28 protein-coding genes, 1 tRNA gene and 1 riboswitch are annotated in these 24508 nt (G+C 60.2%); of the genes, 16 read left to right on the top strand and 13 right to left on the bottom strand.

Annotated features, from left to right (window positions below; translation table 11 throughout):
- Window positions 1–43: 43 nt before the first annotated feature.
- The 3 genes from rpmG to KBY85_RS02550 all read left to right on the top strand — a co-directional run bounded on the left by rpmG (window position 44) and on the right by KBY85_RS02550 (window position 2632).
- The gene (gene rpmG, locus KBY85_RS02560; protein WP_106501787.1) at window positions 44–238 is read left to right on the top strand and encodes a 50S ribosomal protein L33; all 195 of its coding nucleotides are present in this window, start codon (window positions 44–46) and stop codon (window positions 236–238) included.
- A gap of 113 nt (window positions 239–351) precedes the next feature.
- Window positions 352–573, top strand: coding sequence for a 30S ribosomal protein S18 (gene rpsR, locus KBY85_RS02555; protein ID WP_106501788.1), 222 nt, complete (start codon window positions 352–354; stop codon window positions 571–573).
- 43 nt (window positions 574–616) lie between these two features.
- The gene (locus KBY85_RS02550; RefSeq protein WP_254959988.1) at window positions 617–2632 is read left to right on the top strand and encodes a ribonuclease catalytic domain-containing protein; all 2016 of its coding nucleotides are present in this window, start codon (window positions 617–619) and stop codon (window positions 2630–2632) included.
- Here KBY85_RS02550 and KBY85_RS02545 read toward each other — a convergent pair.
- A complete protein-coding gene (locus KBY85_RS02545; RefSeq protein ID WP_254959987.1) occupies window positions 2629–4449 on the bottom strand; it encodes an FAD-dependent oxidoreductase in 1821 nt (606 codons plus the stop codon). The genes KBY85_RS02550 and KBY85_RS02545 overlap by 4 nt on opposite strands.
- 101 nt (window positions 4450–4550) lie before the next feature.
- Here KBY85_RS02545 and KBY85_RS02540 point away from each other — a divergent pair, with 101 nt between their 5' ends.
- Window positions 4551–6137 carry a methionine--tRNA ligase gene (locus KBY85_RS02540; protein WP_254959986.1) on the top strand — a complete coding sequence of 529 codons (1587 nt, stop codon included), beginning with the start codon at window positions 4551–4553 and terminating at the stop codon, window positions 6135–6137.
- Entirely contained in the window at window positions 6134–7309 is a 1176-nt protein-coding gene (gene lptC / locus KBY85_RS02535) for an LPS export ABC transporter periplasmic protein LptC (RefSeq protein WP_254959985.1), read from the top strand. The genes KBY85_RS02540 and lptC overlap by 4 nt, the downstream gene beginning before the upstream one ends.
- Here lptC and KBY85_RS02530 read toward each other — a convergent pair.
- Window positions 7212–7910 carry a cofactor assembly of complex C subunit B gene (locus KBY85_RS02530; protein WP_254959984.1) on the bottom strand — a complete coding sequence of 233 codons (699 nt, stop codon included), beginning with the start codon at window positions 7908–7910 and terminating at the stop codon, window positions 7212–7214. The genes lptC and KBY85_RS02530 overlap by 98 nt on opposite strands.
- A gap of 68 nt (window positions 7911–7978) precedes the next feature.
- On the opposite strand from KBY85_RS02530, the gene psb32 reads away from it, so the two are divergent.
- From psb32 to KBY85_RS02500, 6 genes are all read left to right on the top strand, one after another.
- The gene (gene psb32 / locus KBY85_RS02525; RefSeq protein ID WP_254959983.1) at window positions 7979–8674 is read left to right on the top strand and encodes a photosystem II repair protein Psb32; all 696 of its coding nucleotides are present in this window, start codon (window positions 7979–7981) and stop codon (window positions 8672–8674) included.
- 4 nt (window positions 8675–8678) lie between these two features.
- Complete coding sequence (pxcA, locus tag KBY85_RS02520; protein WP_254959982.1) at window positions 8679–9824, top strand: proton extrusion protein PcxA; 1146 nt, start codon at window positions 8679–8681, stop codon at window positions 9822–9824.
- A complete protein-coding gene (gene cobU / locus KBY85_RS02515; protein WP_254959980.1) occupies window positions 9811–10374 on the top strand; it encodes a bifunctional adenosylcobinamide kinase/adenosylcobinamide-phosphate guanylyltransferase in 564 nt (187 codons plus the stop codon). The genes pxcA and cobU overlap by 14 nt, the downstream gene beginning before the upstream one ends.
- Before the next feature lie 2 nt (window positions 10375–10376).
- Window positions 10377–10862: a tRNA (cytidine(34)-2'-O)-methyltransferase gene (locus KBY85_RS02510; protein ID WP_254959979.1), complete on the top strand. Its 486-nt coding sequence runs from the start codon at window positions 10377–10379 to the stop codon at window positions 10860–10862.
- A 144-nt stretch (window positions 10863–11006) separates the two neighbouring features.
- Window positions 11007–12029 carry a peptidoglycan DD-metalloendopeptidase family protein gene (locus tag KBY85_RS02505; protein WP_254959978.1) on the top strand — a complete coding sequence of 341 codons (1023 nt, stop codon included), beginning with the start codon at window positions 11007–11009 and terminating at the stop codon, window positions 12027–12029.
- A gap of 14 nt (window positions 12030–12043) precedes the next feature.
- Window positions 12044–12117, top strand: a tRNA-Met gene (locus KBY85_RS02500).
- Window positions 12118–12173: 56 nt separating this feature from the next.
- Here KBY85_RS02500 and KBY85_RS02495 read toward each other — a convergent pair.
- Complete coding sequence (locus KBY85_RS02495; RefSeq protein WP_254959977.1) at window positions 12174–12530, bottom strand: hypothetical protein; 357 nt, start codon at window positions 12528–12530, stop codon at window positions 12174–12176.
- Window positions 12531–12675: 145 nt separating this feature from the next.
- On the opposite strand from KBY85_RS02495, the gene KBY85_RS02490 reads away from it, so the two are divergent.
- Window positions 12676–13266, top strand: coding sequence for a peroxiredoxin (locus KBY85_RS02490; protein ID WP_254959976.1), 591 nt, complete (start codon window positions 12676–12678; stop codon window positions 13264–13266).
- A 101-nt stretch (window positions 13267–13367) separates the two neighbouring features.
- On the opposite strand, the gene purQ is transcribed toward KBY85_RS02490, so the two are convergent.
- Together purQ and purS are read right to left on the bottom strand one after the other, a co-directional pair.
- A complete protein-coding gene (purQ, locus tag KBY85_RS02485) occupies window positions 13368–14021 on the bottom strand; it encodes a phosphoribosylformylglycinamidine synthase subunit PurQ (protein ID WP_254959975.1) in 654 nt (217 codons plus the stop codon).
- Window positions 14018–14290 (bottom strand): phosphoribosylformylglycinamidine synthase subunit PurS, encoded by a 273-nt coding sequence (gene purS, locus KBY85_RS02480; protein WP_106501799.1) that lies wholly within the window; start codon window positions 14288–14290, stop codon window positions 14018–14020. The genes purQ and purS overlap by 4 nt, the downstream gene beginning before the upstream one ends.
- Window positions 14291–14531: 241 nt before the next feature.
- Here purS and KBY85_RS02475 point away from each other — a divergent pair, with 241 nt between their 5' ends.
- Window positions 14532–14783, top strand: coding sequence for a hypothetical protein (locus KBY85_RS02475; protein WP_254959974.1), 252 nt, complete (start codon window positions 14532–14534; stop codon window positions 14781–14783).
- Here KBY85_RS02475 and cobW read toward each other — a convergent pair.
- From cobW to KBY85_RS02460, 3 genes are all read right to left on the bottom strand, one after another.
- Window positions 14742–15839: a cobalamin biosynthesis protein CobW gene (gene cobW / locus KBY85_RS02470; protein WP_254959973.1), complete on the bottom strand. Its 1098-nt coding sequence runs from the start codon at window positions 15837–15839 to the stop codon at window positions 14742–14744. The two genes, KBY85_RS02475 and cobW, sit on opposite strands and share 42 nt — an antisense overlap.
- A 1-nt stretch (window position 15840) precedes the next feature.
- Entirely contained in the window at window positions 15841–16470 is a 630-nt protein-coding gene (locus KBY85_RS02465; protein ID WP_106501801.1) for a HupE/UreJ family protein, read from the bottom strand.
- Window positions 16471–16484: 14 nt separating this feature from the next.
- A riboswitch (cobalamin riboswitch) is annotated at window positions 16485–16667 on the bottom strand.
- A gap of 10 nt (window positions 16668–16677) precedes the next feature.
- The gene (locus tag KBY85_RS02460) at window positions 16678–17202 is read right to left on the bottom strand and encodes a pentapeptide repeat-containing protein (RefSeq protein WP_254959971.1); all 525 of its coding nucleotides are present in this window, start codon (window positions 17200–17202) and stop codon (window positions 16678–16680) included.
- A 39-nt stretch (window positions 17203–17241) separates the two neighbouring features.
- Between KBY85_RS02460 and KBY85_RS02455 the strand changes: the two genes are divergently transcribed.
- From KBY85_RS02455 to ilvD, 3 genes are read left to right on the top strand one after another with little or no spacing between them, the layout of a single operon-like run.
- The gene (locus tag KBY85_RS02455) at window positions 17242–17898 is read left to right on the top strand and encodes a uracil phosphoribosyltransferase (protein ID WP_254959970.1); all 657 of its coding nucleotides are present in this window, start codon (window positions 17242–17244) and stop codon (window positions 17896–17898) included.
- 24 nt (window positions 17899–17922) lie between these two features.
- Window positions 17923–18195, top strand: coding sequence for a hypothetical protein (locus KBY85_RS02450; RefSeq protein ID WP_254959969.1), 273 nt, complete (start codon window positions 17923–17925; stop codon window positions 18193–18195).
- A gap of 55 nt (window positions 18196–18250) precedes the next feature.
- On the top strand, window positions 18251–19921 hold the full coding sequence (gene ilvD, locus KBY85_RS02445) for a dihydroxy-acid dehydratase (protein WP_254941055.1): 1671 nt from the start codon (window positions 18251–18253) through the stop codon (window positions 19919–19921).
- Window positions 19922–19936: 15 nt separating this feature from the next.
- Here the strand turns inward: ilvD and KBY85_RS02440 are convergent, their stop codons facing one another.
- From KBY85_RS02440 to KBY85_RS02420, 5 genes are all read right to left on the bottom strand, one after another.
- Window positions 19937–20323 (bottom strand): hypothetical protein, encoded by a 387-nt coding sequence (locus KBY85_RS02440; protein WP_254941056.1) that lies wholly within the window; start codon window positions 20321–20323, stop codon window positions 19937–19939.
- Complete coding sequence (locus KBY85_RS02435; RefSeq protein WP_254959968.1) at window positions 20310–20852, bottom strand: CIA30 family protein; 543 nt, start codon at window positions 20850–20852, stop codon at window positions 20310–20312. The genes KBY85_RS02440 and KBY85_RS02435 overlap by 14 nt, the downstream gene beginning before the upstream one ends.
- The gene (gene pgl / locus KBY85_RS02430) at window positions 20849–21595 is read right to left on the bottom strand and encodes a 6-phosphogluconolactonase (protein WP_254959967.1); all 747 of its coding nucleotides are present in this window, start codon (window positions 21593–21595) and stop codon (window positions 20849–20851) included. Before pgl ends, KBY85_RS02435 begins: the two co-directional genes overlap by 4 nt.
- Window positions 21596–21599: 4 nt before the next feature.
- Window positions 21600–23018 carry an NADP-dependent phosphogluconate dehydrogenase gene (gene gndA / locus KBY85_RS02425; protein ID WP_254959966.1) on the bottom strand — a complete coding sequence of 473 codons (1419 nt, stop codon included), beginning with the start codon at window positions 23016–23018 and terminating at the stop codon, window positions 21600–21602.
- A gap of 130 nt (window positions 23019–23148) precedes the next feature.
- On the bottom strand, window positions 23149–24444 hold the full coding sequence (locus KBY85_RS02420; RefSeq protein ID WP_254941060.1) for a glucose-1-phosphate adenylyltransferase: 1296 nt from the start codon (window positions 24442–24444) through the stop codon (window positions 23149–23151).
- Window positions 24445–24508: the final 64 nt, after the last annotated feature.

The raw sequence follows: 24508 nt of genomic DNA, 5'->3' as shown, positions 1-24508 counted from the left end.
TCAACTTGTCCTTTCGCATCGCTCCAGCGGCGCAACGTCCTTCATGGCTAAAAACAAGGGCGTCCGGATCGTGATCACTCTCGAGTGCACCGAATGCCGGTCCAACCCCGCAAAGCGTTCTCCAGGTGTGTCCCGTTACACCACTGAGAAGAATCGCCGTAACACCACCGAACGGCTTGAGCTGAAGAAGTTCTGTACCCACTGCAACTCCTCGACGGTTCACAAGGAAATCAAGTGATTCAGGCTTGGGCCCCAGCTTTGGAGCTCAATGATCAGTTTCAACTCGATTTGCCCCAGCCCCGTCAGGTACTAGTCAGATCCAGCTTCATTCACTACTCGCCTTCGTAATCCATGTCTAGCTCTTTTTTCAAAAAGCGCCTGTCGCCAATCAAGCCTGGCGATCCGATTGACTACAAAGACGTCGATCTGCTCAAGAAGTTCATCACCGAGCGCGGCAAGATCCTGCCCCGCCGGCTCACTGGCCTGACAGCCAAACAGCAGCGTGACCTGACCAACTCTGTTAAGCGTGCCCGAATTGTGGCCTTGCTGCCTTTTGTGAATCCCGAAGGCTGAGGCCTCTCCCCTGGCGGCTTCAACCTTCCATCCTGGCGATCTGGTGGGACTGGGCGATGAGCGCGGTCCCCAGCTTGCTGTTGTTTTGGCTGTGGCCTCAAACAAGGCCTCTTTAGCAATTGGTACCAGCGCTAGGCAGCAGATCCAGCCGCTGCGGCAACTGTTGCTTCTCACTGCGTTTTCCGGCGAGTGCAACCCACCCCAGCGCCTTGGCCAAGCTCCGTGGTCGATTAGTGACGACGCGTTGACGGCAGTGCTGCCTTCTCGAAGCGATTTCGCGGCAGCTTGGATCCTGATGCAGGCTGAACCTCAGGGATTGCAGCTGAGCGACTGGGTTGATCTGGTTTCTTCGCGACGGGATGGCTTAGCTATTGCATCTTGCTGGCGCTGGTGTCTTGGTCCCCAGACCCTGTTCCGTCTGCGTCAAAACCTCGTTGAGGCCAGGCCCCTGACGGATCTTCGCCGGCTGCGGCGAGAACGCCGACTGCGGGTGCTCCAGGAGCAAGCTGAAATGCGCTGGCAGCAGCAGCTGCGCGATCGTCAGCCGCTTGATCTGCAACTGCTCAGCGCAGAGCAGCGCCAGCAGCTTGAGCTATTGATTGATTGGGCTGGCGGTGAGTGCACAACTCCCCTACCCCTTCCCCTGCGCCAGGCTTTGCAGGCCGCCAAAGTTACGGCGGATACGGGTTCAATTCGCCACCTGCTGGTTGATCTGGGCCAGTGGCAAGCCCACAATTTGCCGTCCCTGCGAGCCACGGTCTGGGAGCAAGGCTTTTCTGCTGATCTACTGGCTGATGCCGAACGCTTACTAGCTAGCGCTGAAACTGAACTACCGGGTGATGCCGAGCGCCTGGACCTCAGCGGCCAGCGCAGCGTCACCATTGATGACGCTGATACCTGCGACATTGACGACGGGTTGGCATTGGAAACAACCCCCGCTGGCCAGGTGAAGATTTGGATCCACGTGGCGGACCCAGCTCGCTTGATTGCGCTGGATTCGCCCCTCGACTTAGAAGCACGACGGCGGGGCAGCAGTCTTTATCTGGCATCTGGAATTTTGCCGATGTTCCCGGAGGCGCTTGCCACCGGACCGATGAGCCTGCGGGCCGGGCATCGCAGTGCCGCCTGGAGCATCTGGGTTGAACTCGACGGCGATGGGGCTGTTAAGGCTTCGGGATTGCAGCGCAGCTGGGTTAAGCCCACCTACCGGCTCAGCTATGGCGATGCCGACGACCTGATCGATCTAGCCCCGCCTCAGGAGCGCGAGCTTGCCGACCTGCACGGCCTGCTGCTGCGCCGCCGCCAGTGGCGTGTGCGCCAGGGTGCCCTGCTGCTGGATCAGCCGGAGGGTCGGATTCGGGCCCAGGGAGACGCGGCCCAGGGAGACGCTCCCCAGCTTGAGATCACCGAACCCAGCCCCGCCCGATTGATGGTGGCCGAAGCGATGATTCTGGCGGGCGCGGTGGTAGCTGGTCTTGGCCAAGAACAAGCTTTAGCTCTGCCCTATCGCAGCCAACTAACAGCAACTTTGCCGCCGGAGGCCGAGCTGGCAGCCCTGCCGGCTGGCCCGGTGCGCCATTGCGCCATTAAGCGGTGCCTAAGCCGCGGTCATACCGGCACGGAGCCAAGCCCCCATTTCAGCCTGGGCTTGCCGGCCTATGTCCAAGTCACCTCGCCGATTCGCCGCTACGCCGATCTAGTGGCGCAACGGCAACTGCTGGCACTTCAACAGGGAAGCCAGCCCATGGTTGCCACCGATCTAGCCGCCCTGCTCTCCGACTTAGACGGTCCGCTCAAGCAGGGGATGCAGATCAGCAGGGAAGACCAGCGTCACTGGCAGCAGGTGTGGTTTGCGGCGCATGGGAGTCAGCATTGGCAGGCCTGTTTCCTGCGCTGGCTGCGGCCCCAGGACAGGTTGGGGCTGGTGCACATTGAGGCCCTGGCCATGGATCTGGCGGCCGAGTGCCCAGCCGGCTCGGACCCAGGCGATCTGCTGCAACTGCGAGTTCAGGCGGTAGACCCCCTGCGCGACCAATTGCGACTGCAGGCCACGGGCTAATCCGCGGCCAGTCGCGAGGCACGCAACCACGGCCCCCAAGGATTGACACAGCCAATTAACTTGGCCTGGGTCGGCTTATCAAGGTTCTGCAGCCAGCGGTTCAGGCCTGGCTCCAAGGTGATGAGAGGCCACTCCCGTTTGGCGTTATCACTGCTGAAATCGGTGTCGCATACAAAGGTGTAGCCGCCCTGGCCGTCCGGCAGCACCCTTCCATTCCACAGAGACTCCCTGGGTTCTGGACGGCCCTGGCTCGGACTTAGGGGTCTTTGGAATGGGCGCTCAATTTGGCCATTGGCCTGCAGGAGGTCGGGATTGGCCAGCAGCTGCAGCTGTCGGGCTAACCAGTCGCTGGCATGCCAGGGGGTATCCCAGAGCGGCACTACCGCCGCTGGAGCACGGTGATCGTGGAGCAGGCACTGCTGAACGTCCAGGGGCGCAAGCTCAGCTGGGGGGATGCCCCGCTGTACCGCCAGGGCCGCTGCCGCCCCGGCCGCCTGGCCGATGTTCAGAATTAGGGGCTGCAAACGGGTGGCCCCATTGGCCATGTGGCTGCTGCTGAAGGCCTTGTCAGCTGCCAGCAGGTTGTCGATCTCAGCGCTCAGCAGCGCGCCGTAGGGAATGCAAAAGGGAGTGCCGCTCCAGCGCCCTCCCCAGCGAATGCTTTTAGGTGCCAGTGGCCAGTCATTCCCTGGGTAGTGGTGGTCGTTGGCGTAGTTGCCCACCGCTATCGACTCCAGTTCGCCGCTGGCATTGAGCGGCAGTGGCCCCTGGGATTCAGCGCTGCCTAGGGGGAGCAGGTGCTGTTCCAGCACCAGCGAGCGGCCCAGCATTCTTCGCCCCTCCCGCCAGTAGGGCATGGCAGCTAGCCAGGGGGCAGGACTGCCGGCTTCAGCAGGAAAGGCATGGCCCAGTTGAAGCCAGCCCCCACTTGCCTGCTCAAGGGCTCTTGCAAACTGCAGGCTGTAGGACTGCATTTCGGCAGCTAACCCAGCTTGCTCAGCCGGATCAGCGCTGAAGGCGCGTTCCAGCCCCTGGTGCCAGTCATTGCCGTGCAGCGGCCAGTTGAGCATCACCAGGCCCCCAGGCAGGCGCCCATAGTTGATCGTGCGCTCTAAACCGAAGGCCTCGCTTGCTCGTTCAAATGGCGCAGCCAAGGGCTGTGGGGCTGCAGCTGGCGTCAACACTTCGCTCTGGAGCTGGCCCATCACCACCCAGGTGGGCGATTGCACAGGTTGTTGCTTAAAAAAAACTTCCGTTTGCAACCGTTGCAGGCTGGGGGCACTGGGTTCGCCCCATTGCTCCTGGGCTTCCCAGCCGAGTCGAAATGGAGCCTCCGCTAGGGGCAGCAGGTCGCCGCGGTCGCTGCCATCGATGACAACTTTGCAGTCCAGCCATTGGGTTTCACCCTTGTGCTCCAGCTGTACTGCTGTGATGCGGGCCCCCTGACGTCGCACCGCCAGCAGCCTGCAGCTTGGCCACCACTGGAGATTGGCCAGCTCGCTTACCCAGCCCTGCAGGATCGCTTCTGCGGTGGCGGGCCGGTAACCAAAGCAACTCACCCAGTTTTGATCCAGTCCCTCGGGCTCGGCCTGCTCAAGGGCGCGCAGAAAGGCTCCCCAGAGACCTGTCTGCCAAGGGGTGAGCTCATTGCCATCGGGGCAGCAAACGCCGGCGGCGCTCACCATGCCCCCAAGCCAGTTGCCAGGGGTGAGCAAGAGCGTGCTGGCACCGCCGCGGGCCGCCTGGATTGCTGCGGCCACGCCACCGGTGCCGCCCCCCCACACCAATACATCCACTGCTTCTGATGGCAGGGTCATGGCTGGCGGACACGGCTGACCCAAGACTCGCAGGAGATGATCTGAGCAGGCGTGCTCGTGGTCAGCCTTTATGTCCGTCGCCGCTCCGTAGGATCAAAAGGATGACTTACACGCTCACCACCCCCCTCTATTACGTCAACGATCGCGCCCATCTCGGCAGTGCCTACACAACGCTTGCCTGCGATGCGGTGGCACGCCACCAGCGGCTGAGGGGGGAGTCGGTGATGTTCATCACCGGCTGCGATGAACACGGCCAGAAGATCCAGCGCACGGCCGAAGCGGCTGGACTCAGTCCGCAGGCCCATTGCGATCTAATCAGCGAGGGATATCGCGATCTTTGGAACCGTTGGCAAATCAGCAACGACCGCTTCATCCGCACCACCGACCCACGCCACCGCCAATTGGTGGCCCAATTTTTTGCCCGCGTGGAGGCCAACGGCGACGTAGTGGAGGGGCGTCAGCAGGGCTGGTATTGCGTTGCTTGTGAGGAATTCAAAGATGACGCACCGGGCAGTGAGGATCCCGAATGCCCCATCCATCGCAAGCCCCTGGAGTGGCGCGATGAGGTCAATTTGTTTTTCCGCCTTTCCCGCTATCAGGCGCAGATCGAGGCCTTGATCCGCCAGCCGGGCTTCATTGCCCCCGCCAGCAGGCAGAAGGAGGTGGAAAACTTTGTGGCCCAGGGACTGCGCGATTTTTCAATCTCCCGGATCGACCTGCCATGGGGCATTCCGGTCCCCGGCCATGAAGGCCATACCTTTTATGTGTGGTTTGACGCCCTGCTCGGTTATCTCACGGCCCTGCTCGACCCGGAGGAGCCAGTTGTGCTGGAGCAGGTGCTGGAGCGTGGCTGGCCCGCCCAGCTACATGTGATTGGCAAGGACATCCTGCGCTTCCATGCGGTTTATTGGCCGGCGATGTTGCTGTCCGCAGGGTTGCCCCTGCCAGAGCGCGTATTTGGCCACGGCTTCTTGACCCGCGAAGGCCAGAAGATGGGCAAGTCCCTTGGCAATGTGCTCGATCCTGATGTGCTGCTGGAGCGTTGTGGCCGCGATGCGGTGCGCTGGTACTTGCTGCGCGACATTCCCTTCGGCGAGGACGGTGATTTCCAGCAGCAGCGCTTCACTGATCTGGTCAACAACGATTTGGCAAATACGATCGGCAACCTGCTGAATCGCACATCTTCGATGGCACGGCGCTGGTTTGCAGATGCCGTGCCTCCAGCCGGAGCCGCTGCCCAGGCCGATCACCCCCTGGCTGTTGCTTCCCTCGCGGCCGGCAACATTGTCAATACGGCCCTAAACGACCTGGACTTCCGTCGTGCCGCTGAAGCGGCGCTGCAACTAGCAATCGCTGCAAATGGCTACCTCAACGACCAGGCCCCTTGGAAGCAAATGAAGTTGGAGGGTCAGGAGGGTTTGGTGGCAGCGAATCTTTATGCTGTGCTTGAGGCCACCCGCTGGGTGGCAGTGCTGCTGGCCCCGCTCCTGCCTGAGCTTTCTGATCGGATGCTGCTCCAGCTTGGTCAGGAACCATTTGCTAGCGGTCAGCTGGCTCCTGCCTGCGCCCCTGGCAGCCAAGCTTCTCCTTGGCTGCTCGCCCAGCGATGGGGTCTGCTGGAGCCCGGACTCGCCCTGATTGAGCCGCAGCCGGTGATGTTGCGACTTGAGCTCGAGTCACCTCTGTGACCACGACTGCCCGGCTGCAGTGGTGCCCCCTGCTGGCCCTGAGCCTGGGTGCCCTAGTAAGCCTGCCCGTGCTGCTGGTTGGATGCGGCACCCAGGTGTCTAAGGAGGAGCCGGCCCAGCCTTTTGTCTTCCGCTCCCTCAACCTGCGCCAGAAGGATTCCAGCGGACGGCCCCTGTGGGAATTGACCAGCCCGGAGGTCCGCTACGACCTCAGTCGTCGTGTTGCCCAAGCCCGCGACCTGCGCGGCACCATCTATGCCAAGGGAAAACCCCTGTATCGAATAACGGCCAGCAGTGGCACCGTCATTAACGATGGCGAAGTGGTGCAGTTGGAGGGCCCAATCCGGCTGCAGCGCCTTGGGCCCAAGCCACTTGTTGTGACCTCTACTCGTGTGCGTTGGTATCCCAAGCAGGAGCGCATGGAATTGGACCGCAGTCCCCGCGCCTCCCAGGGGGAGTTGCTCGTGTCCGCTCGCCGGGCCCGCTTCTGGATCAAGCAGGACAAGTTGGAGTTGAGGGGGGAGCCCCTGTTGGAACGTTCAGGGGCGGTCGGCTTGAAGCTGGCGCTGAGTTCTGCAGATTGGTTCCCAACCACTGGCCAACTGATCGGTCGAGGGCCAGTTCGGGGAGAACGGCGCATAGCAGCTAGTGGTCTTCAAACACTTTCGGCGCCATCCCTTACCGGTAATTCCCTGCTTCAGCTGATCGACCTACAGGCACCGGTGCAGGTGCGGGATCCTGGCCGCAAGGGCCGTCTTGATGCCAGCCATACCCGCCTCGACCTGGCGCGGGAACGCATTAGCAGTGCCCATCCATTCACCGCTGTGCTGGATCAGTCCCGGCTTAGCGGCACGGGCTTTGAAGCGATTGGTCCTAGTCACACCTTGATGGTTCCCCTCAATTGCCGCCTAAACCAACCAGCCGATTCCCTCGTCGCCAATAGCTGCAGCTGGAATTGGCAGACTAATAAGATTGAAGCCCTTGGTGCTGTCGAGCTGCGCCGCAAGGCTCTTGCCCAGGTCACCCGCTCTCAGCGGCTTCAGGGCGTGCTTACTAAGCAGGGGATGGCCGTGTTTAGCAGTCCGGGGGCGCGGGTGGAATCTCGGGTGACCTTGCCTCCCCGGGCTCGATCAGGTCCTGATTCCCGCAAGCCGGCTCCATTCGCTCTTTAAGTCGCTGGGCCCAACCCTCGAGCCAGATCAAATCGCTGCGGCTAAAGCAGCGCGGCGACCAGCCTGCAAGCACTACCAAGCCCCTTGAGTCAATCGGCTGAACCACTACGGCTGGCACCCCTGGCAGCAGGCTCTCAAATTCAGCACGGCCTGGATAGAGGTTCAGGTCTACAAGTGAGATGGCGGCCCCTTTCTCTTGGGCTCGCTGGCAGATAGCTCCTGGTTCAAAGGGCACCTGCGCTAGTAGGCCGCGGCGCAGTAAACACTTGTTTTGCCACAGCACCACCACCGCTGCCGCCGGGGTGGCGGTGAGCAACATCTGGCTACCCCACCCCAATTCTTCTAATAACGCTTCAGGTAGCCCATCTGCGAGCTCCACTCCCTGCACGCCTTCGAGGGCAACTCGGGCAGCCGCTTCGGGCAAGGCCCGGGTCCAGAGCACACCTACCAACATCAGAGCCACCGCCAGGAAGCTGGCCAATACGGCGGCTCGCTCGAGGGCGGGATCGATGTTGGTCGCGGTTGTTTGATTCAGTACAACCAGGGCCAGGGAGGCCACCCCAGAGAGAAAACAGACCCTTGCGGGTGTGGAGGGGGCCATAGGGGTCAAGCAGGAGGCGACAGCTGGGCCCGCAGGCGGCAAACTAGAACCATGTTGGCCCTGAACCGTTGCCACCTTCCCTGCGTGTGACCCGTCGGATTCCCTTGTTGGGAGTTGTGGCAGCCCTGTTTATGGGCTTTGCAGCCTTTTGGATGCCTGCCCCGGCCCTGGCAATTGCCGCAAGTGGTCTACCGGCCTCCGCTCCCCAGGAACGCATTCTTGACACCGCAGATGTGCTGAGCCGAGCAGCCATCGGCGAGCTCAGTAAAACCCTCGAAAGTTTTTCAGCAGAGCGGGTGGATGCCCACTTGATCACCGTTAACCGCCTTGACTATGGGCTTAGCCTTTCCCAGCTCGGAAATTCAGTGCTGGAGCGTTGGTCTGAGTCTGGGGGCGAGCCCAACCAGGTGCTCTTTTTAATCGACAGCCAGACGAACAGTGCGGCGGTTGTTTCCTCTCCAGGCCTGGTTACCCAGCTTGATGCCAGCCTGCTACGCAGCACGGCCCGAACCACGATGGCCCAGCCGATCCGCGATGGCGGTCGCTATCGCCAGGGCAGCCTCGATGCCATGACTCGCCTGCTCACCGTGCTGCAGGGAGGTGAGGATCCCGGTGAACCAATCACCGCTGAGGTTGTCAGCCAGCCCACCAACATCCCCACGAAGGAGGAAACGAAGTCAAGTAATGCCTTTACTTGGATTGTGGTGCTTTTAACGGTTGGCACAATTGTGCCCATGCTCACTTGGTGGGTCTTCTCGCGCTGATCCGATGGCACTAACCAACTGGATGGGGGCATTTGGGCGCGCCCAAGCCCTAGACCTCAGCAACGATCTTGAGCGCGGTTATGAATCCGCCCTGCTCATCCAGAGCATTGAGCTAGAGCACTACAACGACCGGCCCGTACGTCCTGAATTGGACCTGCGTATTTCCAGGTCGGCACAGGCGCAGTTACTGCGTCGTTTTCGAGCTGCGCTAGAGGTCTGCCGCCAGTCTGTACAAACCTTGCAGACCCACCGAGGCGAGCTGGCCGGTCAGGAAATTCGCCAGTTTCAACTAATTGAGTCTGTAGTTGCCCGCTACGCGGCCAGTAGGGATCCGCTGCCTGCTATCAGTCGCTCCCCGGAGGTGCTGCCCCGCAGCTTGATTGGTGTTGTTGATCAGGTGCGTCGCCAGCTCGACCCCGAGGCGGAAGCGAATGTGGTGGCTGGTTTTCGGCGGCGCAGAGACTCCACTTTGGTGTCACTGCGCATCCTGCTACTGCTGATTTTGGTGCCGGTGCTGGTGCAGCAGATCAGCCGCACCTATGTGTTTTCACCTTTGGTTGATCGCTTCGCTCCAGACAACGCTTTTCTTACCTATCCGAAACCAAAGCTTGAGGAGAAGGCCGTAGAGAAATTACGGCTTTTCCAGGCGGAAATTGAATTTGACGCCCTCTTGAACGGCAATCCCCTGCCAAGCCGTGATGAGCTGCAGACGCAGCTGGCGAGCAAGGCTCAGTCGCTCAAGGATGAAGCTGATCTGGAAAGCACCCACGCCATTAAGAACGTGCTTGCCGATCTCGGTGGCCTGGTCGGTTTTGTTTGCGTTTGCTTCTTTGGTCGTCGTGATCTTCAGGTGTTGCGCGGTTTCCTAGATGAGCTTGTGTATGGATTGAGCGACAGCGCCAAGGCCTTCGGAATCATCTTATTTACCGATATTTTTGTGGGCTTTCACAGCCCGGAGGGCTGGACAGTGCTGCTGGATGGCGTTGCTAACCACCTCGGCCTGCCTGCCCAGGAGAATTTCATAATGCTATTTATTGCTACCTTCCCGGTGGTTTTAGCGACCGTGTTCAAATACTGGATTTTCCGCTATCTCAACCGTGTTTCACCTTCTTCTGTGGCCACGCTCCACAACATGAATGGTGGTGGTTGATTCCTACCAGCCATGCACTCTTGTGCTCGGTCCTGCCCGTAGTGGCAAGAGCCGCTGGGCCGAGCACCTCGCCATGCAGTCGGGCCTGCCGGTTACCTACTTGGCAACCGGGCCTCAGCCAAGCGCCGAAGATGCTGCCTGGTTGGCGAGGGTTGAGGCCCACGCCGCTAGACGTCCACAGCACTGGAGCGTCTTGGAGGTTGATAGCGCCTTAGCCGGCGCCCTCGACTGCCTCAGCCCCCCTGGCTTTGCTCTTGTCGATTCCCTCGGCACCTGGGTCGCTGCTGGCCTCGAGCTCGATAGTTCTGCTTGGCAACAGCGCTGTACAGCTCTTGTACAAAGCTTGAGCCGCTGCAAGGTGCCCGTGCTGCTCGTGAGTGAGCAAACCGGGTGGGGGGTTGTGCCTGCCACTGCGATAGGCGGTTTGTTTCGAGATCGCCTTGGCTCCTTGGAGCAGCAGCTTGCCCCCCTCTGCGCTGCTACCTGGCTTGTTGTTGCGGGCCGCGCGCTCAATCTGAGCAACTTGGGTTTTGCCGTACCTGCTGTTTGATCGTGCCCCAGATCGTTTTATTTCAGCCCCAGATTCCACCCAACACAGGCAGCATTGCCCGCACCTGCGCGGCCACCGGCACGGAGTTGCACCTAGTGGAGCCCCTGGGCTTCCAAATCGATGATCGCCAGCTCAAGCGGGCTGGCCTCGACTATTGGCCCCTGGTGTCCTTGCAGCGCCATGCCGACTGGTCAGCGTTTGCTGATCACCGTGTCCGCAGCGGCGGTCGCCTGATCGCCCTTAGTAGCCATGCAAGCCAGCCCTACACCAGTTGGCAATTTGAACCCGATGACTGGCTGCTGTTTGGCCGCGAAACCGAAGGCCTACCAACGGATGTGCTGGCCTCGGCCGATGCGGCTCTCACGATCCCAATGTCAGGTGCCAAGCGGCCCCAGCAGGCCGGAGTGCGTAGCCTCAACCTCTCCGTGTCGGTTGGGGTGGTGTTGTTTGAGGCGCTTCGACAACAGAATTCGCTGACATTGGCGTGATCCCCTGAGGTGACAGGGTTCTGGTCACCCCATCAGCGCCTTTGGTCGCAACCAGCACTTGTGGCGGTGAGTTCCGTCCGCTACTGTCTGGCCGGCTTGGGGATATCGGCTTCTCCACAAGCTTTGTCCGACTGAATGAACTGCATGAAGCCTTTGCAAACGACTCTGCGATTCCTGATCCCCTGCGCCATTGCCCTGCCGGCAGTGGTCGCAGCTCTTGACCCCGCCGATATCGAGAAGGCTTCTGTTGATTCTTTGATCGCTGCCCTACCTGCCCCCAGCATCGACAAGATCTGGGTCAAGGTGCGCCAGCCCATCAGCGTTGAAGAGCTATCCAGCAGCCTCAAGCTCGCTGAAGAGCGATTGGCCAAGCTCAACGACGTCAACGAAGACCACCATTTCCGTCAAGGTGACTGGCTTGTTGTTCCCAGCCAGCAATCGAAGCAAATAAAGCAGCTGGCAGCGATCGATACCAGCGAGTTGCGTCGCACACCTCCTCTCCAGTCCCTACCGCCTGTGGAGGAGCGTGCTGTTGTGCGCTTTGGCGACACGGTCGTAAAGATTGCTCAGCGCTATGGATTGACCCTGCAGGAACTGCTGCGTCTCAATCCTGGTCTCGAAACCGCACGCCTTGTCGTCGGTTCCCAGGTACGGCTTGCGCAGGCTTCATCCGGCCGCACCCGCATGGTGCTGGGGCTCAAGCCAACCACTAGCGGCGGCATCAGCTGGCCCGAACTGCCTGGTTTTGATGAGCTCAACCAGCCCTTTGCTGGTCCAAGCTCAGCCCAGGGCTGGATTTGGCCGACCAAGGGAGTTTTTACTTCCGGATACGGCTGGCGCTGGGGTCGCATGCACAAGGGCATCGACGTGGCCAACAACGTGGGGACACCGATCGTGGCGGCCAAGGCTGGTCGGGTGGTCTTCTCTGGCTGGCACGACGGCGGCTACGGCTACTTGGTAACCCTGGCCCATGCCGATGGCAGCCGTTCCCTTTACGGCCACAACAGCCGCCTAATGGTCCGAGTAGGGCAGGATGTTGAACAGGGATCTTTGATTTCCCATATGGGCAGCACGGGCCGAAGCACCGGCCCCCACCTGCACTTCGAGGTCCATCCCCCGAGCGCCGGGGCTGCCAACCCTCTTTATTTCCTGCCACCTAGGGCCTGATAAACTCAATCAACGGCTCGGTAGCTCAGCTGGTTAGAGCGTGGGATTCATAACCCCAAGGTCGGGAGTTCAAGTCTCCCCCGAGCCATTTTCTCTGACTGGGCCTTGATTCTGGCCCTTTTTTATTATTTATCTGTCTCCTAACTAGCGCAACTCGACTGTGTTGAGCCTTGCTCGAAATGAGGCCACATCGTCCTGATCGCTTGCAATGCCGCCCATCAGCTCAAAGGGATCTGGATCAGGCTTTAGCTGTTGAACTTCAGGCGAGGCGGAGGAGGTGCCAGCAGTTGTGGCAACACCACCCCGTCGTGCACGGCCATAGCCCTGGGAGCGCCCCTCAATTGCCCGAATCAAAGACTTGCTGCGGTTGACCTCTCCAATGCTCTGGCCGTCCTTGGGCCGGACCAATGGATTGCCCTTCAGTTCAGAGCGCAGCTGGCTAAGCAGACGGAAATGCCCAGTCGTGTTGTATTTCCGCAGCACACTCGGCTCCCAAGCCATCGCCATCACTCCCATAGACATCACTTGAATCAGCCTATGGCCCCGGCAGCCTGGATCATGTGATAAATTGTGAATAGCAACTGGTAGTCGATCCGACTTTGGACTGTAGTCCCCAGTGCGCCCAGCCCTCACTTACTTAACCAGCATGTCCCGGCTAGTTGGCCTGCAGGCTCCAGATTTCACAGCCACCGCAGTGGTGGATCAGGAATTCAAGGAGATCAGTCTCTCCCAGTACCGCGGCAAGTACGTGGTGCTGTTCTTCTACCCCCTCGATTTCACCTTCGTCTGCCCTACGGAGATCATCGCTTTCTCCGAACGCTATAACGACTTCTCCAGCCGCAACTGCGAAGTGCTGGGTGTTTCCGTTGACAGCCAGTTCAGCCACCTCGCCTGGGTTCAGACGGATCGCAAAAACGGAGGTATTGGCGATATTGACTATCCCCTCATTGCTGACCTCAAAAAGGACATCGCCCGCTCCTACGAAGTACTCGATGAGGACGCAGGTGTGGCCCTACGTGGTCTGTTCATCATTGATCCTGATGGCGTGATCATGCAGAGCACAATCAACAATCTGCCCGTCGGTCGTAGTGTGGACGAGACCCTGCGTTTGCTGCAGGCCTTCCAGCACATCCGCAACAACCCAGACGAAGTCTGCCCAGCAAACTGGAATCCAGGGGATAAGACCATGAATCCTGACCCAGTTAAGAGCAAGGAGTTCTTCGCCGCCGTTAACTGATTGCTAGCAGGGCTGCAATTGTTTGATCCTCTGCGATCAAACCGGGGGGCCCTTGGCCCCCTTTTTTGCGACATCTTGCTGAGAGTCGAGTTCGCCAGGCTTCAATTGCTCAGGCTGGCAAGCAGTCTCAAGCCGTCGAGCCCCCCCGTGAGCGGGTCGCAGGCGCGCTCCGGATGGGGCATCAGACCCAGCACATTGCCTCCTGCGTTGGTCAGGCCCGCCACATCACCAACCGAGCCGTTGGGATTGCATGCGTAGCGCAACACCACCTGACCATTTGCTTCGAGCTCAGCCAATTGCTCGCTCTCGCACTGGTATCGCCCCTCCCCATGGGCGATCGGAAGCACGATCGCTTCTGCCTCGTTATAGCTTTTCAGCCAGCGACAGTTGCCAGGTTTAACGCTCAGCGGGGTTGGTTCACAGAGAAAATGCAGCCGAGCATTGCGGGTGAGAGCACCTGGCAATAACCCCATCTCAGTGAGTACCTGAAAGCCATTGCAGATACCCAATACCGCACCGCCTGCTTCTGCGAAAAGCCTCACCGATTCCAATACGGGGGCAAACCTGGCAATTGCACCGCAGCGCAAATAGTCTCCATAACTGAAGCCGCCAGGGATCACCACTGCGTCTAGGCCGCTGAGATCGCGCTCCTCATGCCAAAGGAAGCGGGTCGGTAGACCGACGCAACCCTCTAGGGCCCAGCGCACATCTCGGTCACAATTTGAGCCTGGGAAAACCACGATGCCAATGGTCATTGCTGTTGCTCCCCGGCCTTTTCAAGCAGCTCTAGCTGCCAATTTTCGATTACTGGATTGGCAAACAAGCGGTCACTGAGTAGTTCCAGCTGGCCTTGGGCGGTGGTTTTGTCCGGAGCCTCCAGTTCCAGCTCTATTGCCTTGCCGATGCGCAGGCTGCGGACGCCGTCGACGCCGAGTCGGGCCGCTGCAGCCCTGGTGGCCTCGCCAGCCGGATCAAGCACCGAGGGCCGAAGTGAAACCTGAACGCGCGCGCGGAAGAGTGGCACCAGAGGAGCAGAAGGTTTGTTAAATCTTGGCAGCCCGGTGGCCCGCTGACGTCACTTTTGGTCAGCTTGAAAGCAGCCCGCTGGCATTTCGGCCGTGGTTTGGCGCTTCAACTCAGTTCCTATTGGCGTCTGGCCAGCCTGCAGGGCACTGCTGGCTGGCTTGATAGCCCTTTGTGTACCAGCTGCGCTTGCCCAGCCTTTGCAGTGCCGTCTGGCTGATGGGCCTTGGCAGCCATGCACCATGCTCGTTCAAGCACCGGCAGCAGAGCTGCCTATTCGGTGGACGATCGAGCTCGGCCCGCGTCGAATCGACTTCCGCAACGACGGCAGTGGCACGGTGCAGATGCTTGATTCAACAGGGTGGTTGCCGGTTGAAACCAACTGGATTGCGGGGCCTGCGCTCTGCTGGAACGGGCTATGCCCAAAGGGGATATCCCCTTGGATTGATCAGCTAGTTAGCAGCTGCCAGCTCACCGGTCAGGGCCTGGTCTAGGCAGGCTTCGATGGCAGGGCGATCCAGTTGGAAGCCAAGCAAAACCAGCTCTAGGCCTGGGGCCTGCTGGGTGACCGAAGCCTGCCCAGCCCCTGGTTCAAACCAGCACTCCAGCCGCGGCCCAACAGCCTGGATCTGAAGCGGTCGGTTTTTACCTGAAAGCCAAAGACGCCCCTTGAGCCGAATCAGGGCGCTATCACTAACCAGTTGCAGCAGTTGTTGCTCAAGGGCAACCCGGCAGAAATCGCCAGCCAGCTCGAGGGCAAGCGACTCGATGGCAACATGACTGTGATCGTGATGCTCGTGATCGTGGTGATCATGGTCGTGGTCGTGATGCTCATGGCCTGTGGTGGTTGGCTGCCGGCGCTCAAGGCCCAGCACCAGCTCTGGGGAGACCATCCCCCTACCCATCGACAACAGCACAGCTCCTGGCTGCAGCTGGGGGGCAAGGGCCTTATGCACCAGATCAACCTCGCCCGCAGATAGGCAGTCGGCCCGGCTAATCAAAACCAGATCGGCAGCCTCAAGCTGCTCGGCAAACAGTTCATCGATAGCCGAAGCGTGATCCAGGCTTGGATCAGCGAGCCGCTGGGCCTCGAGAGCGGCTGGATTTGCCACCACACTGCCTGCTGCAAGGGCTTCGCCATCAACAACTGCCACCACGCCATTGAGGCGAATGCGGGTGCGGATTTGCGGCCAATTCAGGGCTGCAATCAGTGGTTCGGGCAGGGCCAGGCCACTGGTTTCCACCACGATGCCATCCAGGCTGTCTGCTCGCTCAAGCAGCTTCTCCATAGTTGGCAAAAAGTCGTCTTGGACCGTGCAGCAGAGGCAGCCATTTGCCAGCTCCACCAGGCGGGTGTCTAGCTCATCTTCGGGGCAAAAACCACAGCTGCGTAGCAGGTCTCCGTCGATACCCACCTCGCCAAATTCATTTACCAGCACAGCCAGGCGCTGACCGCTGTGGAGCAGCAAATGGCGCAGCAGGGTTGTTTTGCCCGCACCGAGAAAACCTGTCACCACGGTGACAGGCAGCCTTCTACTTTGTGTCGTCATCTCAGGCCGCCAAACCCGCCAGGGCCCAGGTGCCGCCAAGAGCCATTAGGGCGAAACTAAGCCAGCGCAGCTGGGTTGAAGAAAGGCGAGCTCCCAAGGGCCGCAAGGCAATAAGTGCCATCGCAAGCAGGCCTGCCTGTGAAAGAAACAGGCCCGTGCCGTAGGCAACTACGGGCATGGCGCTCCAGCCAAAAACGGGGCCGCTTAGTACATAGCCGTGCAAGGCCATGGCGGGAAGCAGCAGCAAGGACGGCAAGCGCCGTAGCAACACCAGTGCCTCAACAATGAGGGTGCAGGCCACCAGGGATTCAGCGCCTGGCATCCCTGGCCACAGCAGTCCAGCGCCACTACCAAGCAAGCCAACAGCGAGAAGTCCCAGGCTCCAGCTAAGCCGTTTTTGCAGCCCTACCAAGGAAAGTGCCAGTAGGAAAAGCAGATGATCCGGGCCCAGCACTGGGTGGGCGAGGCCACTCAGAACGCCATTGAACATGCTGGGCTTTAGCTGGCCGATATCGGCAAAATGATGTGCCTGGACTGGGCTAAGGGCGCCAATGCCGATTGATGCCAGGCCAGCAACTAGGAGCCAGCGGCCCAGGGCTTGGCCGTTGGGTGCTGTTTTGATCAAATTCATGGGCCGGTCCGCGCCGTAGGAGGAACAAAACCGGCGGGCGTTCTGACTTGGTAATGGATCGCAAGCAGGCCCCAAAGTTGGAGCAGATTTGCGGGCCATAGCCTTCACAGCTGCGGGACAGTGCCGGATTTTCACCGACCTTTCCCCCTTTCCTCCAGTGGCTGATCCCCACTGGAACCGGAAATTAGATGCTAAAGGCAAGGGGCCCTATCGGCACGCCAGGCTGTCCTTGGTGGCTACTCCGGTGCTCGGATTGACACCGGCAGCTCGTTTACAGAGTGCTTTCTGCTCAGGCAGATCCAACACTGCATCACTGAAGTCGGCTCCTTCAATGGTTGCCCCTTTGAAGTGGCTTTGCATCAACATGGCGTTTCGCAGCACAGCACCACTGAGGTCAGTGTCTTCAAAGTGACTTGCGAAGGCCACCGCGTCTTCCAGGTTGGCGTCCTTCAGGTTGGCTCCCCGTAGGTCGCTGCTGTTGAAAACAGCTCCGCGCAGATCGGTGCCGCTCAGATCGAAGCCAGCCAGAGTCGCCTTCAAAAACTCCTGCTGTTGAAGGTTGCGGCCGTGCATGTCTGGTTGGAGGTCTTGTAGCGAACGCTGGCTGCGCAGCTCAGGCGCGGTGATCGCTGCGGCAGGAAAGACCCCAAGGCACCAGGTCAGCACCAGGGCCAGTGCGGCCAGCAGCCAGCCACCAGACCAACTCGCTCGGCTTTCAGATCTCGAGCTCATGGGCGCGCACTTACGGTTGATCATCAAGTTATGGCAACCATGGTGATGGCTTTGCGGGTGGTGGTTCCCCCCCACCCCCTGATTGGCCACTGGCTTGGCGTACTGCGCGATCGACACACGCCTAGTTCGCTTTACGCCTCCGCTACTGCCGAGCTAGGTCGCTGGCTCACCTATGAGGCTGTGCGCGATTGGCTGCCCCACAGGCGCATCCAGCTGGAAACACCCCTTTGTGCGGCGGAGGCAGACGTGGTGGATCCAGCGGTTCCCCTGCTGGCCCTGCCCCTGCTGACCGCTGGGCTTGGCCTTTGGCAGGGCGGCCAAACAGTGCTTCCCTCGGCCCAGGTGCTCCATCTACAAGAAAGCCTGGGTGTGATAACCCCTCCAGCCGGGCCAATCCCCTCCCGCTGCGGAGTTTTACTGTTTGTAGCGGAACTGGGAGACGGCGAATCCCTGCTCCAACTCCTCGATGACCTTTCAGCCCTAGGCGTGACCGGCGATCGCTTACGAGTGATTACATCCCTGGCCTCTGGTCTAGGACTCAAGGCTGTGGGGGAGCGGCACGGCAGCCTCACCATCTACGCCGCTGGCATCGATCCGGATTTGAACGAAGCCGGGGCGATCGTGCCTGGTATCGGCGATGTGAGGCAGCGGTTGTTCGGTGGCACGGTGCTGGATGAATTGCCCACCGATACCTAGGCTCGCTACAGAAGGGATTGAATTATGGGCAATCACAACGGCGTCACCCCAGCCGGTGGCAGTTCCAGCCTCAGCGTCTTGGCTGGGGCTGTTATTGGTGCTGCTGGCCTTGCCTGGTGGTTGCTTGCTGAAGCAGAGCGACGCCGGCACCAAGGCCGGCCTGCCCGGGCCGCTGGAATCGCAGCCTCGCCGGAGGCTGTCAGGACGGATCGGGACCTTCACGATCGGGTCCATGAGCTCAACCAGGCGATCGACGACGTGCGCCGTCAACTGGAGACCATGACCATCCAGGGTTAGGGCTTCGGCGCCATTCGGCCCGGTGGGTAGGTTTCTTCAAGCCCAACCCGTCACCATGCTCCGCTCCGCAGCGATCACGCAAGGCATCCAGCGCTCTCCTAACCGTGCCATGTTGCGGGCGGTTGGCTTTGGCGATGGCGATTTCAACAAGCCGATTATTGGCATTGCCAATGGCTACAGCACAATTACACCCTGCAACCTGGGCTTAAACGAGCTGGCCCAGCGCGCTGAGACGGCCCTTCAAACAGCCGGTGCCATGCCCCAGATGTTTGGCACCATCACGGTGAGCGATGGCATATCAATGGGCACGGAGGGTATGAAGTATTCCCTGGTGAGCCGCGAGGTGATTGCCGATTCGATTGAAACTGCCTGCAACGCCCAAAGTATGGATGGCTTGCTGGCAATTGGTGGTTGTGACAAAAATATGCCAGGAGCCATGTTGGCGATGGCCCGCATGAATATTCCCTCGATCTTTGTTTACGGTGGCACGATTAAACCTGGCAAGCTTGGTGCCTGTGATCTCACGGTAGTAAGTGCTTTTGAGGCAGTCGGTCAATACAGCGGTGGTCGTATTGATGAGCAGGAGCTCACTGCTATTGAAAAAAATGCCTGTCCAGGTGCCGGTAGTTGCGGTGGCATGTTCACCGCCAACACCATGAGTGCCGCCTTTGAGGTGTTGGGGTTAAGCCTGCCATACAGCTCCACCATGGCAGCTGAGGACCCTGAGAAAGCAGAGAGTGCTGCTCGCAGCGCTGAGGTTTTGGTTGATGCTCTTGAGGCAAATATCTTGCCTAGCGACCTACTCACCCGCGAGGCCTTCGAAAATGCGATCAGCGTGATCATGGCGGTAGGTGGCTCTACCAATTCCGTGTTGCACCTGCTGGCGGTCGCCCGCACCGCTGGAGTAACCCTAACCATCGACGATTTTGAGACGATCCGCCAGCGGGTGCCAGTGATCTGCGATCTAAAGCCCAGTGGCCGCTATGTGACCGTTGACCTCCATCAGGCCGGTGGCATACCACAGGTGATGAAGCTGCTGCTCGATGCGGGCTTACTGCATGGTGATTGCCGCACCATTGAGGGCAAAACTCTGGCTGAGTTGTTGGCGTCTGTTCCTTCCGAGCCCCCCTCTGGTCAGGACGTGATCCGTCCTCTTAGCAACCCCCTTTATCCCAAAGGGCACTTGGCGATACTCAAGGGAAACTTGGCTGAAGAAGGTGCGGTGGCCAAGATCAGTGGTGTTAAAAACCCTGTAATTACTGGTCCAGCAAGGGTTTTTGAAAGCGAGGAATCCTGCCTGGCCGCAATCCTTGATAAGCAGATCAGCCCCGGTGATGTGGTCGTTGTGCGCAATGAGGGCCCGGTGGGTGGCCCTGGGATGCGGGAGATGCTTAGTCCCACGGCGGCAATCGTGGGGCAGGGCATGCTCGATTCGGTGGCCCTGATCACCGATGGTCGCTTTTCAGGTGGCTCCTTTGGTCTTGTTGTGGGTCACGTTGCACCCGAGGCTGCTGTGGGCGGAACAATCGGCTTGGTGGAGGAAGGGGACAGCATCACGGTGGACGCCATCGAACTGCTGATCCAGCTCAATGTGCCAGATGCGGAAATCGCTCGGCGGCGCTCCGCCTGGGTCAAGCCTGAGCCCCGTTATCGCACCGGGGTGCTTGGCAAATATGCCCGCCTGGTTGGCAGCAGCAGCAGGGGCGCTGTGACCGATGAGATCTGATGGTTGAGCTAAGACTCAGTCAAGCGGCATCAAAAGCGCCCTGAGCCTTCGTGCCAAAGCCTCCAGGGGGGCACCATCAACTGGTCGCTCGCAGCGGAGCCCTGACTCCGGCTCCATCCACACCGGATGGCTCCCCTGCCAAAGCAGGGGGCGTTGCTGGTCGTGGCACCAGGCCAGGGTGAGGTTGAGGTCATTACCGCTGCGATAGATCTCAATTTCGAGATCGGCGGCGGGATAGCGCTCCCCATCAGCCTGTCTTACCTCAAGTCGCAGGTTGCAATCGTCGCAGCGCTGGGCATCATCCAGGGGCAGGACGGCATGACGCCATGGCTTGCGGCAGAGATCGGCGGCGGCTGCCACCAGCTGTTGCAGGTTGCTATTAACTAGCTCAGGGGTAGCCACGTACAGCGCGAAGTTGTAGGTAGATCGGACCGGCGCGGAAGCCAGCATTTAAGCCGCCATCATCGGCGAAGCGTGAATGCAAAAGCTGCAGTCTGTTGATCCGACTTGGGTCAAAGTTCAAGGGCAACCCCACCGGCTTAGCGCGCACCGAGGCTCTTAGATCCGCGAAGGGAATCCTCACGAGGCTGGGCCCCTCAGGCTCCGTAGCGAATTCGATCACCCAGCGCAGGCCCCCCGGGATCAAGTTGGTGAGACCGGCCAGACCGTCAGCGCAGGCAACCGCCAACTTGAAGCGTCTGCCAGCACCAAGCAGCTCAAGTTCGAGCCCCTCACAACTCGAAAGATCGAGAGGGGGAGAAAACAGAGGCGAGCGGCAACTGATGAAGCCCCCTCCTTCCTCAACGAGCGTGCCTTCAAACTCAAGGCCTGTTGAGGCGATCCGGCAGTTGCCCTGGCTGCGCCCACCCATCACGGTGTCGTTTAAGGGATGCCAGCCAATGAAGCCGTCGCCGCTGGCGATGGGAATCACTGGCCAACTCCAGCAGCTGCTGCTTGGTCAGCAAATATCAGCACCTCAGTCTCAGTGGTGGGCTGCACCAACTTGGCTGGGGTGCGCATGGGCGATTCTTCGGGATCGAGTAACCGTTGCAGGGCCTGCACCTTGCCGGCCCCACTCACTAGAAAGATCACCCGCCGCGCCGCTGAAAGGGTTGGGGCTGTAAGGCTGACCCGGGGCAGACCCTTGCCCTCCCCCAGGGTTACGGAGCGGTCCCTCACCCCCGGTGCAACGGTGCCAGGAAACAACGAGGCGGTGTGACCATCGTCGCCGAGGCCCAGCAGCACCACGTCCAGCACCGGTGGGAAGTCGCCGCACAGTTGTTGCAGCAGGTCTGCGTACGCTGCCGCTCCTAGCTCCGGGCTGGCGAGCTGGGTGGGAACCGGGTGCAAGCAGGCCTTGCCACCGGGGAGATCCGCCATCAAGGTTTCCCTAAGCATGCGGGCGTTGCTGGAGGGGTCTTCGCTTGGCACCCAGCGCTCATCGCCAAGGAGCACATCGACCCGATCCCAGGGCAGGTGTTGCTGACCGAGTAAGCGATAGGTCGCCTTTGGTGTTTCTCCGCCGGCGAGTGCTATCTGGGCGCGGTCGCGCTGGGCAAGTACCTGATCAATCTCAGAGGCCAGGGCTTGAGCCGTCTGACGGGCGAGCTCAGCTGCCGACTCAGCCACCACCAGGCGATAGCGAGTGGTGGAGCCTGGAGTGATTGGGGTCATTGGATCAGTCCAGCCACTCGGTGTGGAAGTTGCCAGGCTTGTCGACCCGCTCGTAGGTGTGGGAGCCAAAGCAGTCGCGCATCGCCTGGACCAGGTTTTGGGGTAGGCGGGCGCTGCGGTAGCTGTCGATGTAATCGAGGGTGCTGCTTAAGCAGGGCACGGGAATCCCCGCCAGGGCAGCGCCGGCAACCACCTGCCGCAGCCCCGGCAGACGCCTGTTGATCTGCTCGGCAAACCAGGGGTCGAGCATCAGGTTTGCCAGGCTGGGATTGGCGCCATAGGCATCCTGAATTCGCTGCAGCAAGCGGGCCCGGATGATGCAGCCCCCTTTCCAGATCTGGCCGATGGCCGAAAAATTGAGGTTGTAATCGTGCAGCTTTGAGGCTTCCTGCAGCAGGGCCATGCCCTGGCCGTAGCTGACGATGCAGGCGGCAATGCAGGCATCGCGCAGGGGAGCCATGGCATCTGCCGCGCTGCCAAGATCGAAGCTGTGGGGGGCAGGCTCTGGAAGCAGGGCGCCCGCCTCGAGGCGCTCGGAGCGCAGGGAGCTCAGCACTCGGGCATTTAGGGCGGCATAGATGGTGGGCACGGGTACACCCATCTCCAGGGCACTCACCACGGTCCAAAGACCAGTGCCCTTTTGGCCAGCCGCATCAACGATCGCCTCAACCAGATCGGCACCGGTTTCGGGATCCTTGGTGCGCAGGCATACCTCGGTGATCTCCACCAGGAATGAGGCCAACTCCTCGGTTTGATTCCAGCTGGCTAGAACGTCGGCCATCTGGTCGCCGTTCAATCCGCCAACCCGCTTCATCAGGTCGTAGGCCTCAGCAAGGATCTGCTCGATGGCGTACTCGATGCCGTTGTGAACCGTTTTGACGAAGTGGCCAGCGCCCCCGGGGCCGATGTAGGTGACACAGGGACCATCGTCTACCTGGGCTGCCATCTTGCGCACCAACGGTTCAATGGCGTCGTAGGCCGCCTTGGTGCCACCGGGCATCATGCTCGGCCCTTCGAGGGCGCCTTTGGCGCCACCGGAGACGCCCATGCCGATGTAGCCGAAGCTCTTGCTCTCCAGCTCGGCAACGCGGCGTTCCGTATCGGCGTAGAGAGAATTGCCGCCGTCAATCAGCAGGTCACCCTCTTCAAGGAAGGGGGAGATTGCCGCAATCGTGTCGTCAACAGGCTGTCCCGCTTTGACCATCATCAGGATGCGGCGTGGACGCTCCAGGGTCGACACAAACTCCTCAAGGGTCGCGGCACCAACAATGTCCTTGCCGACGCCACGACCAGCCAGAAACTCATCGGTTTTTGCCTTGGTGCGATTGAACACAACGGAGGAGTAGCCGTTGCGCTCAGCATTTAGGACGAGGTTTTCCCCCATCACTCCCAAACCGATCAGGCCGAAATGCGCCTTGCCCATGACTCAATTTGAAGCTTTTGGCGACAGTGTGGCGAAGCGTGCTGGTCAGCCCAGGCATCCGTCACAACTTGGTGGCAAAGGTGTCAGCAACTCCTGGTTTTTGGCCTGACACCTTGGCAGCTTTCCCTGCTCAGATCACCGTGCCGTCGGCGATGGTCCCATTTTTGACAACCACAACAATGCCGTTGCGTATGTAGAAACTGAGCTCGGGCCGGTCAGCTTCCTCCACGTGGTCCTTGTTGACGATCGTGACGTTGTCTCCGATCCGCACGTTCTTGTCGATGATGGCCCGTTTAACGGTGCTGCCCCTGCCCACGCCGATGGGGATGCCCCCACGTTCACGTAGTAGAAGGCGTTCCTCAGAGGACTCGAAGTAGTCGGCTCCCATCACCAGGGTGTCCTGGAGCACTACCTCGTCTTCAACTCGGGAGCGCACGCCCAGTACGCAGTGATGAATGCTGCAGGCCTTGAGCAAGGATCCCTCACCGATGATCGAGGCGGTTACCTGGGCGTCCTGCAACTTGCTGGGCGGCAAGTAGCGAGGCCTGGTGTAAATCGGGAACTTCTCGTCGTAGAAGGAGAAGGCCGGGTTGGGTTGATCGGTAAGCGCCAGGTTGGCTTCATAGAAGGCGCCGATAGTACCGATGTCCTCCCAGTAGTCGTCAAAGAGGAAGCTTTGGAGCCGGTCGCCGCGGGCCAGTGAGGCGGGGATGATCTCCTTGCCAAAGTCTGTTGAGGACGGGTTGCTGCTCAGCAGGTCAAAGAGGGTGTCGCGGCTGAACACATAGATGCCCATCGAGGCGAGGTATGGGCGCTTGGCCGCCTCCTCCGGCGACAGGCCAAGGGCCTGGGTGTCAACCCGCATGGTCTCCAAGGCTTCACCCTTGGGCTTCTCCCGAAATTCTTGTATACGGCCATCACTGCTGGTGCGCATCAGGCCAAAGTCCTGAGCCTGGGCAGGATCTACGGGGAGGGCGCCAACGGTGAGCTGGGCGCCGGTGTCGATGTGGTGCTGAACAAAACGGCTGTAGTCCATCCGGTAGAGCTGGTCACCGGAAAGAATCAGGTAGTGGTCCACGTCCCATTCGTGGAAAAGTCCTTGGTACTTACGGACTGCATCGGCGGTGCCCTCAAACCAGCTTGGGCTTTCTGGGGTCTGCTGGGCTGCCAAAACCTCTACAAAGCCTTGGCCGAATCCAGCCGAAAGGTTGTAGCTCATCGTCAGGTGACGATTCAGCGACGCACTGTTGAACTGGGTAAGTACATATATTTTATTGATTTCCGAATTAATGCAATTGCTGATTGGAATATCAATTAGCCGATATTTACCTGCCAGTGGCACAGCTGGCTTGGCCCGCATTTTGGTCAATGGGTAAAGGCGGGTACCAGCACCACCTCCCAGAATTATTGCCAGTACACGCTTCATAAATCCTGCTGCCAGCGGTTCTCGGGGCTGACCGTACTTGAGCGTCCTGCTATTGGGCGAGCCT

The organism is Cyanobium sp. BA5m-10 (assembly GCF_024346255.1).
Classification (GTDB): domain Bacteria; phylum Cyanobacteriota; class Cyanobacteriia; order PCC-6307; family Cyanobiaceae; genus Cyanobium_A; species Cyanobium_A usitatum.
This window is presented reverse-complemented; position numbering and strand designations above follow the sequence as displayed.

Bases quoted from the DNA above. Each gene is read 5' to 3' on its own strand.
- cobW (WP_254959973.1), bottom strand. From the start codon at position 15,839: ATGACGACACAAAGTAGAAGGCTGCCTGTCACCGTGGTGACAGGTTTT.
- KBY85_RS02465 (WP_106501801.1), bottom strand. From the start codon at position 16,470: ATGAATTTGATCAAAACAGCACCCAACGGCCAAGCCCTGGGCCGCTGG.
- gndA (WP_254959966.1), bottom strand. From the start codon at position 23,018: ATGGGCAAGGCGCATTTCGGCCTGATCGGTTTGGGAGTGATGGGGGAA.
- KBY85_RS02450 (WP_254959969.1), top strand. From the start codon at position 17,923: ATGGGCAATCACAACGGCGTCACCCCAGCCGGTGGCAGTTCCAGCCTC.
- KBY85_RS02505 (WP_254959978.1), top strand. From the start codon at position 11,007: ATGAAGCCTTTGCAAACGACTCTGCGATTCCTGATCCCCTGCGCCATT.
- KBY85_RS02420 (WP_254941060.1), bottom strand. From the start codon at position 24,444: ATGAAGCGTGTACTGGCAATAATTCTGGGAGGTGGTGCTGGTACCCGC.
- KBY85_RS02460 (WP_254959971.1), bottom strand. From the start codon at position 17,202: ATGAGCTCGAGATCTGAAAGCCGAGCGAGTTGGTCTGGTGGCTGGCTG.
- rpsR (WP_106501788.1), top strand. From the start codon at position 352: ATGTCTAGCTCTTTTTTCAAAAAGCGCCTGTCGCCAATCAAGCCTGGC.
- KBY85_RS02490 (WP_254959976.1), top strand. From the start codon at position 12,676: ATGTCCCGGCTAGTTGGCCTGCAGGCTCCAGATTTCACAGCCACCGCA.
- ilvD (WP_254941055.1), top strand. From the start codon at position 18,251: ATGCTCCGCTCCGCAGCGATCACGCAAGGCATCCAGCGCTCTCCTAAC.
- KBY85_RS02545 (WP_254959987.1), bottom strand. From the start codon at position 4,449: ATGACCCTGCCATCAGAAGCAGTGGATGTATTGGTGTGGGGGGGCGGC.
- pgl (WP_254959967.1), bottom strand. From the start codon at position 21,595: ATGACCCCAATCACTCCAGGCTCCACCACTCGCTATCGCCTGGTGGTG.
- KBY85_RS02495 (WP_254959977.1), bottom strand. From the start codon at position 12,530: ATGGCTTGGGAGCCGAGTGTGCTGCGGAAATACAACACGACTGGGCAT.
- cobU (WP_254959980.1), top strand. From the start codon at position 9,811: ATGGTGGTGGTTGATTCCTACCAGCCATGCACTCTTGTGCTCGGTCCT.
- KBY85_RS02455 (WP_254959970.1), top strand. From the start codon at position 17,242: ATGGTGATGGCTTTGCGGGTGGTGGTTCCCCCCCACCCCCTGATTGGC.
- KBY85_RS02540 (WP_254959986.1), top strand. From the start codon at position 4,551: ATGACTTACACGCTCACCACCCCCCTCTATTACGTCAACGATCGCGCC.
- rpmG (WP_106501787.1), top strand. From the start codon at position 44: ATGGCTAAAAACAAGGGCGTCCGGATCGTGATCACTCTCGAGTGCACC.
- purQ (WP_254959975.1), bottom strand. From the start codon at position 14,021: ATGACCATTGGCATCGTGGTTTTCCCAGGCTCAAATTGTGACCGAGAT.
- KBY85_RS02475 (WP_254959974.1), top strand. From the start codon at position 14,532: ATGCTCGTTCAAGCACCGGCAGCAGAGCTGCCTATTCGGTGGACGATC.
- pxcA (WP_254959982.1), top strand. From the start codon at position 8,679: ATGGCACTAACCAACTGGATGGGGGCATTTGGGCGCGCCCAAGCCCTA.
- KBY85_RS02530 (WP_254959984.1), bottom strand. From the start codon at position 7,910: ATGGCCCCCTCCACACCCGCAAGGGTCTGTTTTCTCTCTGGGGTGGCC.